13 protein-coding genes are annotated in these 12,457 nt (G+C 36.7%); all 13 read right to left on the bottom strand.

What is annotated here, in order from left to right:
• Positions 1–62: 62 nt before the first annotated feature.
• Positions 63–1,529, bottom strand: coding sequence for a capsular polysaccharide export protein, LipB/KpsS family (locus tag VR862_RS01645; RefSeq protein ID WP_324719197.1), 1,467 nt, complete (start codon positions 1,527–1,529; stop codon positions 63–65).
• A 44-nt stretch (positions 1,530–1,573) separates the two neighbouring features.
• The gene (locus tag VR862_RS01650) at positions 1,574–2,284 is read right to left on the bottom strand and encodes an acylneuraminate cytidylyltransferase family protein (protein ID WP_324719198.1); all 711 of its coding nucleotides are present in this window, start codon (positions 2,282–2,284) and stop codon (positions 1,574–1,576) included.
• A gap of 178 nt (positions 2,285–2,462) precedes the next feature.
• Positions 2,463–3,209 carry an SDR family oxidoreductase gene (locus tag VR862_RS01655; protein WP_324719199.1) on the bottom strand — a complete coding sequence of 249 codons (747 nt, stop codon included), beginning with the start codon at positions 3,207–3,209 and terminating at the stop codon, positions 2,463–2,465.
• Positions 3,194–4,108 carry a Gfo/Idh/MocA family protein gene (locus VR862_RS01660; protein WP_324719200.1) on the bottom strand — a complete coding sequence of 305 codons (915 nt, stop codon included), beginning with the start codon at positions 4,106–4,108 and terminating at the stop codon, positions 3,194–3,196. Before VR862_RS01660 ends, VR862_RS01655 begins: the two co-directional genes overlap by 16 nt.
• The gene (locus VR862_RS01665) at positions 4,105–4,839 is read right to left on the bottom strand and encodes an acylneuraminate cytidylyltransferase family protein (RefSeq protein ID WP_324719201.1); all 735 of its coding nucleotides are present in this window, start codon (positions 4,837–4,839) and stop codon (positions 4,105–4,107) included. The genes VR862_RS01660 and VR862_RS01665 overlap by 4 nt, the downstream gene beginning before the upstream one ends.
• Positions 4,840–4,856: 17 nt before the next feature.
• Positions 4,857–5,900, bottom strand: coding sequence for a nucleotidyltransferase family protein (locus tag VR862_RS01670; protein WP_416384488.1), 1,044 nt, complete (start codon positions 5,898–5,900; stop codon positions 4,857–4,859).
• A gap of 25 nt (positions 5,901–5,925) precedes the next feature.
• On the bottom strand, positions 5,926–7,068 hold the full coding sequence (gene neuC, locus VR862_RS01675) for a UDP-N-acetylglucosamine 2-epimerase (protein ID WP_324719203.1): 1,143 nt from the start codon (positions 7,066–7,068) through the stop codon (positions 5,926–5,928).
• A 69-nt stretch (positions 7,069–7,137) separates the two neighbouring features.
• Entirely contained in the window at positions 7,138–7,812 is a 675-nt protein-coding gene (locus VR862_RS01680; RefSeq protein WP_324719204.1) for a PIG-L deacetylase family protein, read from the bottom strand.
• On the bottom strand, positions 7,809–8,696 hold the full coding sequence (locus VR862_RS01685; protein WP_324719205.1) for a formyltransferase family protein: 888 nt from the start codon (positions 8,694–8,696) through the stop codon (positions 7,809–7,811). The genes VR862_RS01680 and VR862_RS01685 overlap by 4 nt, the downstream gene beginning before the upstream one ends.
• A gap of 2 nt (positions 8,697–8,698) precedes the next feature.
• Entirely contained in the window at positions 8,699–9,862 is a 1,164-nt protein-coding gene (gene neuC / locus VR862_RS01690; RefSeq protein ID WP_324719206.1) for a UDP-N-acetylglucosamine 2-epimerase, read from the bottom strand.
• Positions 9,859–10,863 carry an N-acetylneuraminate synthase gene (gene neuB / locus VR862_RS01695; RefSeq protein ID WP_324719207.1) on the bottom strand — a complete coding sequence of 335 codons (1,005 nt, stop codon included), beginning with the start codon at positions 10,861–10,863 and terminating at the stop codon, positions 9,859–9,861. The genes neuC (VR862_RS01690) and neuB overlap by 4 nt, the downstream gene beginning before the upstream one ends.
• Positions 10,864–11,946 (bottom strand): GNAT family N-acetyltransferase, encoded by a 1,083-nt coding sequence (locus tag VR862_RS01700; protein WP_324719209.1) that lies wholly within the window; start codon positions 11,944–11,946, stop codon positions 10,864–10,866. It lies immediately after the preceding gene.
• Positions 11,939–12,454, bottom strand: coding sequence for a GNAT family N-acetyltransferase (locus VR862_RS01705; RefSeq protein WP_324719210.1), 516 nt, complete (start codon positions 12,452–12,454; stop codon positions 11,939–11,941). Before VR862_RS01705 ends, VR862_RS01700 begins: the two co-directional genes overlap by 8 nt.
• Positions 12,455–12,457 lie beyond the last annotated feature (3 nt).

Consider the following 12,457-nt stretch of genomic DNA (forward strand, 5'->3'; position numbering starts at 1 on the left):
TCTTCTTTATAACTTCTTCTATGCCTATAACCAGCCGATATATGCTGTGAAAATAATATTTTCTATTTAACAAATAGTCTTACTTTAAAACGCCGGTGTGCCTGCTGAATAAACTTAGCCTTCAGGCGGTCTGTCAATGACAATTTGTATAACGGCACACCTTTATATGATGCACCACTTTCGACATCATTATAGAAGTATTTTGCCTCTTCTCCACCTCTTAAGAAATAAAATCCAAATTTTATAGCATCCTCGGTAGGCTTAGGGTCTAAATTCTGTTCTAAAAGTTCTTTTAATTCTTCCTTTTGTTTGGGCACATATGCCACGTCTTGATAGTACCAAAAGCATTTTCCCAAAAGAATAACAGGTTTCCTCCAGAAATTGGCCTCCAAGCCGATTGTAGAACCAAAGACAATAACCTTATTTGCGATATTTAGGAGTGCATAACTGTCAACAGAACTCTCGGGAGCAATGACATGAATATTGGGGCCAATTTTCTCCATGTTCCTCAATTCTTTGACGTAGTCGTGATCCAGGCCTGTAAGATTCGGATGCATTCTAATCATTAAGTTGCATTGGGGAAATTCCTGTGCCACTAGTCTTGCGACATATGCTATGCCTTCGTTTTGATCTTTAAAATAAGGATTTATAAAGTCCTTACCTACAGCTGCAAATTCATCATCGGAACTGGTAAAAATAACAAAGGTCCGACGACTGTAATCCACATTTTCAGGTACTTTATTACTCTCCTGATTTTTAGTATATATTTTATCATTGGTGTAAATTCCCTTTACTTTATTTTCAAAGAAACTCCTGCCAATCTTTTCTTTTTCATCTGTGGTAATGTCCTTTTTTTCCCAGGCCCGGTTAATTAAATTAACTTTTGTCTCGATGTGATGAGGTAATTCATTCCTGAAGGTTTCTACTATTCCACCAGTGCGTGCTATTTCTTTATTTATACATTCAACTCCGTATTTTTTAGAAATATTCAGTACAGCTCTCTGGTAAGAATTCCTTCCGTTAAAATTGTATACCTGAGAAAATTTAATTTCATCAAAGAACCGGTCGAGAGCATTGTATAGAGCAACATCATTCTCCACCAGATCATAAGCGAAACTATCATGGATGCCATTGAGGTTCTTGTCCCTCGTCTTGGAAATATAAGATGACACGGCAGCTTCTCCTACTTCATAATCCTTAAACCACACTTCTTTATTAATTACCGGATTTTCCTCTATGAATTTTTGAGCCAGCTCTTTATCTTCCGGAAGTAATATATCCTCAATTTCCAGGTGGATATAATCTCCTTTTATAAGATCCATTCCTTTTTTTACCCCTTTTTTGCAAACATAACAGACCTCCGGTTCCTTCTCTGTGTTAATGTAACACACGTTGTAGGTATTGGAGCAAGTTAAATAATATATTTTGGCATCAGGATTTTCATCAATTAAATCCTGAAGTGTTTCTAACATTACACCCCTTGCAAATGTTCCCAGGGCGTGAATTTGAGCAACTAAGATATTTTTCATTAATTGATTTTATGGGACTTAAAAAACCTAATGATTGATTTGATTTACACAGCTGTAGAATTCGCAGCCGAAGTTGATTTAATGTAATACTCAGCTAATTTCCAATCTGCTTCTTCGTCCAGGTCCACTGAGGAAAAATCATCCATTACATATTTTTTTATCTTTTTGAATTTTCCTATGTGCTGGTTTTTCAACCTCTCAACATTGATAATATAGATGGCGCCATTGAGCTCCCATACTTTAGGACAATCCTGTCTTCTAACAAATTTTCCGGTTTTAGATGGCACTAAAAAACCTTCTGCATTTTCTTCCTTTAAAACATAGTAGGGATTAGACTTGGTCTCTTTTACGGAGGTGACCATGTCAAAAGACGGGTCATACAAATTTAACGCTTCTCTTAAATGTTTTGAGTTCCGAAAAGGAGAAGTAGGTTGTAATAAGACCAGTATATCTGTTTTTTTACCCATTCCTTCCATGAATTCAACAGCATGAATCATTACCTCATGCATTCCGCTATTATCTGTAGCTAAGTGTTCGGGCCGAAGAAAAGGTACTTCTAAACCTGTTGCCTCTACAACGCTTTTAATTGTAGGATCATCGGTTGAAACGAGAATCTGATCATCATTGAAGATTTCTCTGGCTGTTTCTACAGTGTAATAGATTAAAGGCTTACCCTCCAGCAGCTTGACATTCTTTCCGGGTACACCTCTAGATCCTCCACGGGCAGGAATTAAAACCAGAACATTTTTATACATTTATTTTCATCCTTTTTCCGCTTCCCATTAGAAGTTTGTTTGGCGTAAAAATAATGACTTTTGTGGTCGTTTCGGATTTTAGCTCTTTTATTTAAACGAAGTTTAACAAACCTAATCTTACAAAAATTCCATGATTCCTTTGTAACCCTAATATTTTTTTTCCATTATGGAAAAAAAATTAAATAGCCGTCCAACCTCCGTCAACCATTAGATTATGACCGGTAATATAAGAAGATTCAGAGGAAAGCAGAAAAGCTATTGGAGTGGCGATCTCTTCGGGTCTTGCTAATCTTTTTAAAGGGGATTTACTACTATAACGTTCTATAAAAGAAGGGTGTTGTTTTTCGGGTTCCAGGACTCCACCGGGAGACACACAATTTATCCTTACATTGAACTTGCCATAATAAGAGGCCAAATATCTCGAAAGGTTAATAATCCCACCTTTTATTGCTGCATATGCAGCAGGAGAAGTTCCGCCATATTCCTCATAAAGAGAAAAATCGTTTCCCACTACACCATATATAGATCCAATATTTACTATTGATCCCGATTTTTGTTCTTTCATTACATCAAGAACCTTTTGGCATAGATAAAATACACTGTTCATTTGCATGTCAACATTTCTCTGCCAGGATTCCAGCTTAATGTCTTCAAAAAAAGCTCCCCAATCTTTTGTTTTTGGATAAGCCAGATTAACTAAACCATCAATTCGGGAATACTTTTTCAAAGTATATTCCATAGCTTTATCAAGATCATTTTTGTCTGTAATATCACAAGACAAATAATCTGCTTTTTCGTTTGCTTTATTCAAATCAAGTGCTACAATCCGGGCCTTTTTTTCCAGAAGATATTTCACCACTTCTCGTCCTATTAAGCCACTGGCCCCGGTTACTACAATTACTTTTTCTTCTAATTCTCCAAACATAATTTTAGAATTTTATATGCTTCATTGATTGAGTTAAAGTCATTTATTTTTTTATTCTGGATTTGATCAAGGAAAAAATCCATTTGATCAAATAAAGTGTCCGGGATTCGCTGATCTGAAGAATATATTTCTTCCCCATTCTTATATACCTTGTTAAGAAGTAAATCAGTTTCAAAAGTGGCATCAGAAGTAAGCACTTCTATTTTTCGCTTACTTTCCACCCTATAATAATTTAATGTAATGCTTGCATTAAAATCCCTGTACTCCCAAAGATAATTTGCATAATCGACAGAATTTATTTTCAAGGAGGACTTACTGGAAAAATGCGATCGCGTTCGCTCAGGTTCACCAAAAATCCAGAACAAATAATCTAATTCATGTATAAGATCGATGTGTACCCCACCTCCCATTTCTTTATTAGCACTATAGGTGTTTCTAAAATTTGTATGGGGTCTCCAATCCGGCAAAAAAGAGCCGCTATAAATGGTTACTTCATTGATCCTCTTATTCGTAACATGCTTCTTTAATTCCTGCAGGCAGTCCAAAAACCTTAAACTACATCCTATATAGGTCGGGATTTGCAACTCATTTATTTTGGCTACTAAGCTATTATTCTCTTCATTTATTTCGTTGAATACCGGCTTTTCGATAAACAATGGCTTTTTAAAGGGTAACAACTTTTTTATTGCCTCCGCATGTTTAAAAGTAATATTTGAAATCAGGAAAAAATCAAAGTTTTGCTCTTTTATTTCACTAAAAGAATAAAGATTTATAACTCCTTCATAGTTTTCTGACCCTCGGGAAGATCTCAATGCAAATATTTCATTCACACTCGCCCTACGCAAGGCTTTGATATGTTTTTTTGCAATTGAACCTAAACCGATTATAAGTACTTTCATGGGAGAAAATTAAATCCGAGTTTATTATTCTTTAGCAGAAAAGACATGAAATCAAAGTCAATAGGATGATCCAAATCAAAACATATATGAGGTACTACATATATAAGAGTTTTATTTGTTATGTTATTAGAATAGGAGAAATTAAAGAATTCTCTTTTAAAAATATAGAAAGAGGCATTCATATCATAAACTTTAGGAGCTGACTGGCGGGTGAGAAAATTCCCCTCTTTAACAAGCTTCACGTAAGCTTCACCTTCCCGGTATTCGACCATATTAAAATAAGGATTTCGATTTGCGGGACTTACAGAAAAAATATTCAATGCACCTGAATCTCCCTGCAATTGATTATAAGCCTGTTCCAAATCTTGAACAGTTCGAAGAGGAGATGTGATATCCATATCTATTACGAAATCATAAACAACTCCTCTTTCGTTCTCGGCAAAGTCTAAAACATCCTTAATGACTGCCAGTTTCCCTGCTGAATCTGTGGCTAATTTTGCTGGACGGATATAGCTCGTATTTACGGAAGCAAAATTCAAATCTTGTACAACAGCCCGAATCTCTTCAGAATCTGTAGAAAGATATATATGCACATTTTCTCTTTCAGAAGCAAAAGTCACTGCAGTCATAAGGGTGTAATAAATGAGTGGGTGTCCATTTAGCTCTTTTATATTCTTACCGGGAATTCCTTTTGAGCCACCTCTGGCACAAATTGTAATGAGGGTTTTCATTTAATTTCCTTTAGTGGCTAGCCTTTAATGTGTTTTACAAACTCCTGTGCCTGTTTATAATCCACAGGCTTACCTATATCTATCCAATAGCCCCTAATTGGGCTAAAATTCAATTTACCGCCCTCCTTTACAAGATTCTCCATCAAGTCGGTGATGTCGTAAAATTTGTTTTTGGGAATACCTTTAATTAGCTTTTTGTTTAATATATAAATGCCGGCGTTTGACTGGTATATATATGAAGGTTTCTCCTGAAAATTAACGACCTTTTCTCCATCAGTTTCAAAAACAGCATAAGGAACATCTACTTTATATTCTGTAGAAGCCACAACCATATCTGAATTATTTTTGACCATATCTAGGTATAAATCTTCAAAATCCACGTTGGTGAACAGATCACTGTTCATCAATAGAACATTTTCTGTTTCAAAATCGGTAACCAAAGCAAGGGCACCCGCAGTACCCAAAGGTTCATCTTCCCAAACGTACTCTATGCGGATACCTTTTTTACTTCCGTCTCCAAAATAATCCTGGAGCTGTTCTCCCAGATATTTGACAGAAATGTAAATTTTTTCTATACCAAAGGATATTAGGCGATCAATATTGTGTTCTATTATGGGTTTGTCTCCCAGAGGCAACATTGGTTTAGGAATTTTATCTGTAAGAGGGCTAAGTCGCTTCCCTCTACCTCCTGCCATAATCATGCATTCTAACGGGAGTAAAGACCTGGTCTTTTCGAGGTCTACCAGTCTCACCATCCTTTTGTCTCTGCCCAAAATAGGAAGGATCTTAATATTTTTTTTCCTATAAGAATGCAGATTTAAGAATCCCGGGGTATCATATTCGAAAAAAAAATTTTTATTACAAATGTCCCTTACCTTCAATTGAAGATCAACATTTTTGGTAAGGGAACGTCTGATATCTCCGTCAGTTAAAGAACCTATTACAGTCTGCTTTTCATCTATAACAAAAAGTATTAATCTGCTTACGTCCCTTACTGTATTTAGTCTTTGTAAAGCTTCAAGAATAGTTTTTTCTTGACTTATAAGTATATTCTCTTTCAACATATCAATCTTTTAGATTCTGGAATTACTCCAGGAGGTTATTGACGATTCTTTTATCTATTTCAGATTTTAATGTTGTCACTATTTTCTCCACTCCTCCTTTACGTCGGTAGATATTTTCACCTTTATAGAACGGATATTTCAAGATTTCCTCTGCTATTTTTACAATTTCAGTAGCATCAAATCGTGCATGAAATGTATTAGGACCTGTTTCCCTTCCCTTTTGTCGATCACCAACATTTATAGCGTACCTGTTAAAAGAAGCCGCTTCAGATATTCCGCTTGAGGAATTCCCGATGAGCAAATGGGAATATTTCATGCAAGAAAAATAAGAGGTTCGCCCGAAATGCTCTATGAGAAAAATCTTTTCAGGAGCCAATTTTTTGAGCTTCTCAAAACTTTCTCTGTAAACAAAGCCTTCAGTATCGGCATTGGGCATGGTTATTACAATTTGATGGGTCTTTGAAAGGACAAGAAAAGCGTCTACAAGTTCCTGAGAGTGCCGATGATTTTTTTCTGGAGAAATGGTTTCAGGATGAATAGTGGCAAGAATAGTAGGAAGAGACAGGTCTATTTGCCATTTTTCCTCGAATTCTTCTAGTGAAGGAAGTTGAACTTCTTCAATATCGTCAAGGCTGAGTAACCCTACGACCTCTACCGGTTCTTTCCCGAATTTTAGCTGTTTAACTCTTTCAGCGCAGGAATTTGTGGAGGTAAAATGAAGAGAGGAGAAGTGAGTAAGGGAGTCACGGTACATATTATCGATTACTCCAAGGCTGCGATCACCTCCGTATAAATGAGCGAATCGTATTCCAAAAGGCACTCCTGCTGAAACTGCAGCAAACATTTCATATCTGTCACCTAAACACAATACCACATCAAATTCATCTTTATGACTAGCCCAAAAAGAAGAGAACTTCATAGAACAAAGAGCTGCCGAAGTTGAAATCCCTTCTTCAGTCTCACTTGCCAGAAGAGTAGGAAGCATATATTCCACCTTAAGATCATTCTCCAAAATCTCATTTACTGTATAGCCATGAAATTTAGAAAGATGCGTGCCAAAGGAAATAATAGTATATGTTATCCCCTTCTCTGCTTTCAATCTTCGAATTAAAGGTAAATAAATTCCAAAATCGGCCCTTGAACTTGTTAGTACACCTATATTCATTCTTTTATATTATCTTAAGACTTCCGATCAAATGAAAGAAGATTTGTTTTTCTATACAGAGTGAGAAATTTACTCTTTATCAATAAATTTTATCAACTGAAAAGCTTCTGCATATTCCACCCCTGCTATAGCTCCTCTATAGGTAGCCAAAGCCTTGATGTTTCGCTCAGATCGTGGAAAGGGATGCTCTCCTAATTCAGAAGCATATATATTCATCGCCTCTAGTTTTTTTTCTATGAAATTACTAATATCAACATAATAATTTGGGAGAAAAACCTTTTCGGGTAAAGCTGGTGCAAATTCTGTTTCTGATATGCATTCATAAAGAAGAACCTGCTTCAAATAAGAATATCGAAAAGATTTAGTACAAGACATAACAGCATCAAAAGTATACCTGTGGTCTGAATGGGCATCAGATCTGTTCAGACAATAAATTATTTCCGGTTCCACTTCCTTAAAAATTTCGGATATTCTTGGAACCATCTCATTGACAATTCGCGAATCCAATTTCATTGTGGGGTAATTCAACAAATATGTTTTCTGAATTCCCAGTATCTTCTCCACTTCTTTGATCTCTTCCTGGCGTTCTGACACCATTTCTACAGTGAAACCATCTGGTTCAGTGATGTTTGTTGTTATTAACCAAAATACTTGATCCCCCTGGGCCGAATGTTTCAAAATTGTTCCCCCGGCCCCTAAAACCTCGTCATCCGGATGAGCTGAGATAACTATTACTTTTTTCACAAATATTCTCCTTTTTTAGGTAATTCAACAAATTCATGTTCAATAATTCGCACAGCATTGTCGTAAGTCTTCACTAATATTTCAGAGCTTTTTGATTCAAGAATTTTCCCCGGCTCAATATTTTGATGATCATATTTTTCCTCTTTAACCTTCCATATTTTGATCTCTTTATTTTTATAAAAAAGATGTGCTCCAACATAGGGTCTGGTTAAGGCACGAACCAGGTTATAGATGGCATAAGAGCTCATCCTAAAATCAATCTCACCGTCTTTCATCCCCCGCTTTCTCCACACATTCCCGCAAGAGTGATCCTGTCGAACTACTTTAAAAAACCTTTTCTGTAATTTCGGAAGAAATTCAGCTATTTGAACAAGTGCATTGCTTTCTATTTTAAGATAAACCGAATTAGCATCATCTTCGTAATTGATTCTATAGGGTTTTTGAGAAAGTATATCTCCATCATCTGCTCCTTCTTTCATAAAGAAAAAAGTAGAGGCTCCCTGCTCTAAGCCCAGAACTAGAGACCAGATCAAAGGATGCCTTCCCCTGTTCTCCGGAAGTGCCGTGGCATGAAACCCCACTACCCCCAGCTCCGTCAACTCTAGAAGCTCTTTTTTTATTAAAGTGGACCATCCAAAACAAAAAATTATATCGGGTTGTAGAGATTTGATCCATTCAACAATATGGGGCGCATTAATGTCCTTTACATATTTCCAGGGAATGTCATGTTCTTCAGCTAAATTGGATAAATCAACATGATCTGAGTTAAAAACTGAAGAAGATTTCGTCGCTATTCCTACAATTTCCGCATCCAGAGATAATAGCTTCTGTAATGCTTTCTGCGAAAGGGATACAGTACCAATAAAGAATATCTTTAGGCCCATGCTTATCTATTGAGGTCGTAAAATTTCTTTTTGAGAATATCTGAATAGTCAAAGGACTTCAAAATATCTACTATTTTTTGTGATGCTCCTCCTTCCCCGTAAGGATTCTTCACCTTTTTAAGCTTCTTCTGAAAAGGTTCTGAAAGTGCAACGGACAAAGCTTCAGAAATGGATTTTTTGTTCGGTTCACAGCTAATAACACTTTTAGCCTTAATTCTGCCTTTCTGCCTGTCTCCAATATCTACCGTAGCCACCTGAAAACTTGGTGCCTCTGCAATTCCGCTTGAAGAGTTACCAAGTACAACATCTACAAATTTCAGAGCAGATAAATATCGTAATTGTCCTAACGAAACAAACGCGCATGCTCTTTCGGAATTTTTGGCCACGAAATCGTCAATTAGGTTTATGATCACTCTTCCGTTTGTATCAGAATTCGGTTTGGTGAAAATAAAATTGGTATCCTCCAATTCTGAGATCGCCCCCAGTAGTTCTTTAAATTGTACTTCAGCTGTATTGTTTTCCAGCGTAACAGGATGAAAGGTAATCATGATGTTCCTCCTGTTAAGGGTAAAATCAATGGATTCTTCAAATTTCCTCCGATCCAGCAGCTCCAGTCGAAAGACATTATCCAAAGTAGGAGTTCCTACGTTGAAGACCCTATCAGGACTTTCGCCCATTTGTATGACTCTACTTCTGTAAGCCTCGGTAGCTGTAAAATGTAAGTGCGACATCTTAGTGATAGAATGTCTTATTGGCTCGTCTATTAAACCTTCAGTTGCTTCTCCCCCATGTAAATGTGCCACCGGAATTTTGGAAATCATCGCTGCTGCAACTGCTGAAAAAATTTCATATCTGTCACCCAACACGACGATGATATCCGGCCTCAACTCCTCAAGTGCTTCTGCGAAACTTATTTGCGCGAGCCCCATGGATTTTGAAATCCCAATTGAAGAGTCAGAGGAAAGCAACATCTCGATCTTCTTATTGATGGTAAAGCCGGCTTTTTCTATTTCCCGGTATGTCAATCCAAATTCCGGCGAAAGATGCATTCCTGTAACAATCAACTGCAGCTCTACTTCATCATCATCTTTTAAAAATTTCAGAAGCCAATACAAAGGACCATATTCCGCACGTGTACCTGTGATGACACATATCTTTTTTTTCATATCTGGTCATCAGTATTATAATCTCTTTCGGCCCGCTTTCCCACAACTTCATCCCATTTCATAGGGCTTATTCCTCCTCCCGGTCGTTTAATTGTTATATTTTTCTCTGTCAGTATTTCGCCTTTCTTAATTTCCTTAGCTGCGACTATGCTTTTTCTCACAATAGCTCTATTTTTCTTTTCGGAAGGAGAGGGTTCTTTGTAGCCCGAACCCGAAACAGCTTTTTCAATATTCCTAATGGCCGATACCATAGCTTTTAATTCTGCAGGTTCAAGCGATGCGCGGTGATCCGGTCCCGGTAAATTCCGGTCCAGAGTAAAATGTTTTTCAATAACGGTTGCTCCAAGAGCAACTGCAGCAATGGGGACTTCTATTCCCAAAGTATGATCTGAATATCCTACTTTTACTCCAAGTTCCTCTCCAATGGCATTCATTGCCTTCAAGTTAACATCTTCCATAGGAGTTGGATATTCTGTGTTACAATGAAGAATGGTGATATTATTATGCTCTGTTCCATTTTCCATTAGAACATTATACGCCGCTTTTACTTCCTCCATATTTCCCATTCCCGTAGATAAAATGATTTGTGGAAAATTTTTGGCTACCATTCTCAGGTAAGGCAAATTCACTAATTCTCCTGATGGAACTTTGGCTACTTCAAGGCCCAAAGATTTTAAAAAAAGTAAACTATCTGCATCAAAACCTGTGGAAAAAAATTTTATACCCTTCTGCTCACAATATCTTATGAGTTCGAGATGAGTCTCTTCTGAAAGTTCCAGCTTTTTTAGCATATCGAACTGGCTCTCTGCTTTATCTCTGGAATTTTCAATTTGATAATTAGCTTTTTTGGCGGACTTGGAAACGCTCAATTCTGTTTTGAAGGTCTGGAACTTCACATAATCTGCACCGGCTTCCTTTGCAGCATCAATTAGCTGTTTGGCTTTTTCCATGTCTCCATTATGATTGACACCCGCCTCTGCTATTATTATTACTTTTTCCATTTAAACGTTTTCTACTCTGTATTTTAAAAGAAAATTGCGATATTCCTCTTCTAAGTGCGGATTTTCGCTATTCCACTGTTTTTCAATTGAATTATAGACTTCCGGATAATAAATTTTTTTCCCAAGGGTGAATATCGAAGAGGTGTTTGAAAAACCTTTTTTGAATCTTAGAAGAGAATCTTTAGGGTTTCCGGTTCTTCCTCCTCCAAAATGATAAAATTTTGCACCTAAGTCCTTGGCCAGATTAATAGATTCACTGTAGAGAAAATTACTGGCCCAACTTATAGCATCCCTGGTTCTCCCTGAGAGATGGTAATGAAAATAATCCCCGTATTTGAACAAAATTGTTGAGCTTATGATCTCCCCTTGTTCATTCTTTATATTCATAAGATAGGAATGACCGGGAAGATATTTGAAAGTGTTTTCAAAATATTCAGAATTAAAGTAAAAATATTCATCTGCATTCACCATTTCCATATTTCCCCTGTAAATCTCAATAAAGGTCTGGATATCTTCACCTTCCGGATTTTTCAGCACTTCAGAAGAATAGCCTCTTTTATGTGCTTTTCTAATTTTATTCCTAACCTGTGACGAAAATTGATCCTTCCAGAGATCATCTATTTCCTGGCCTAGTGCTAGGTAAACGGTTTCACGATCGTCTATTATTTTCATCCTATTTTTAGAAAATTCCCTGTTCTTAAGGAGAGGATGAAATCGGGTAAATTCGGCAAGAATTTTTTTTTCGAGACAATATTGATTAAAAGCCTCATCAAACGCAGCTATCACCTCATCATTCAGGGAAGTATAAATCGTTCCGTTGTAACCGTAAGCCCCCTGGATATCATAGTAATCTTCCTCCAAATTATATTTTTTCTTATCTACGGCATTCATCAGGTATGGATAAAGGGCTGTCTCTTTGCCGTTTGTAACTATAAAACATTTAGCTATTCCGTCGCCAAGCTTTTCATATAATCGATAATAATCGGGTGAAAAGTAGATATCCCTTTGCGGTTCGGGAATCCTTTCCAAATATTCCTGCCATTTATCAGAGTCATTTAAATCCAGTTCAAAACTCTTATACATATTCGTCTTTTAAAATTGAATAAATAAAGACATCCCGGTATTTACCTTTTCTAAAGTGATGTTTCCTTAGGACTCCTTCTTTTTTAAAACCAAGATCTTCATAAATAGAAATTGCGCGATTATGATCAACATCTACCGTGAGATAAATTCTCTCCAGATTGCGCTCCCTAAAACCAAAGTTCAACATTTGAGCTGTGGCTTGTTTGCCATATCCCTTTCCCCATTCAGATTTATCCCCTAAAAGAATTGAAAATTCAGCGTTTCGGTCAATCCATTGAATATTGATAAGATTCACCATTCCAATCAACTTATCATTTTCCTTTAATGCTACCCCAAGACGAATATTGACTTTATCATTCATTATCACCTCCTCTATCCATTTTTTTTCTCTATCTGGTGATGTATGAAAAACATTACCAGCCAAAAGATCTGTCACCTCAGGATCGTTACGCCAGGTGGAGGTAAGGCTGAAATCCTTAATTTCTAAAGCTCTTAAATAAATTTCCATCAA

Source organism: Salinimicrobium aquimaris (assembly GCF_035607535.1).
Classification (GTDB): domain Bacteria; phylum Bacteroidota; class Bacteroidia; order Flavobacteriales; family Flavobacteriaceae; genus Salinimicrobium.

Coding starts and splice junctions, on each gene's coding strand:
- VR862_RS01645 (WP_324719197.1), bottom strand. CDS start 1,529: ATGAAAAATATCTTAGTTGCTCAAATTCACGCCCTGGGAACATTTGCA.
- VR862_RS01650 (WP_324719198.1), bottom strand. CDS start 2,284: ATGTATAAAAATGTTCTGGTTTTAATTCCTGCCCGTGGAGGATCTAGA.
- VR862_RS01655 (WP_324719199.1), bottom strand. CDS start 3,209: ATGTTTGGAGAATTAGAAGAAAAAGTAATTGTAGTAACCGGGGCCAGT.
- VR862_RS01660 (WP_324719200.1), bottom strand. CDS start 4,108: ATGAAAGTACTTATAATCGGTTTAGGTTCAATTGCAAAAAAACATATC.
- VR862_RS01665 (WP_324719201.1), bottom strand. CDS start 4,839: ATGAAAACCCTCATTACAATTTGTGCCAGAGGTGGCTCAAAAGGAATT.
- neuC (WP_324719203.1), bottom strand. CDS start 7,068: ATGAATATAGGTGTACTAACAAGTTCAAGGGCCGATTTTGGAATTTAT.
- VR862_RS01685 (WP_324719205.1), bottom strand. CDS start 8,696: ATGGGCCTAAAGATATTCTTTATTGGTACTGTATCCCTTTCGCAGAAA.
- neuC (WP_324719206.1), bottom strand. CDS start 9,862: ATGAAAAAAAAGATATGTGTCATCACAGGTACACGTGCGGAATATGGT.
- neuB (WP_324719207.1), bottom strand. CDS start 10,863: ATGGAAAAAGTAATAATAATAGCAGAGGCGGGTGTCAATCATAATGGA.
- VR862_RS01700 (WP_324719209.1), bottom strand. CDS start 11,946: ATGTATAAGAGTTTTGAACTGGATTTAAATGACTCTGATAAATGGCAG.
- VR862_RS01705 (WP_324719210.1), bottom strand. CDS start 12,454: ATGGAAATTTATTTAAGAGCTTTAGAAATTAAGGATTTCAGCCTTACC.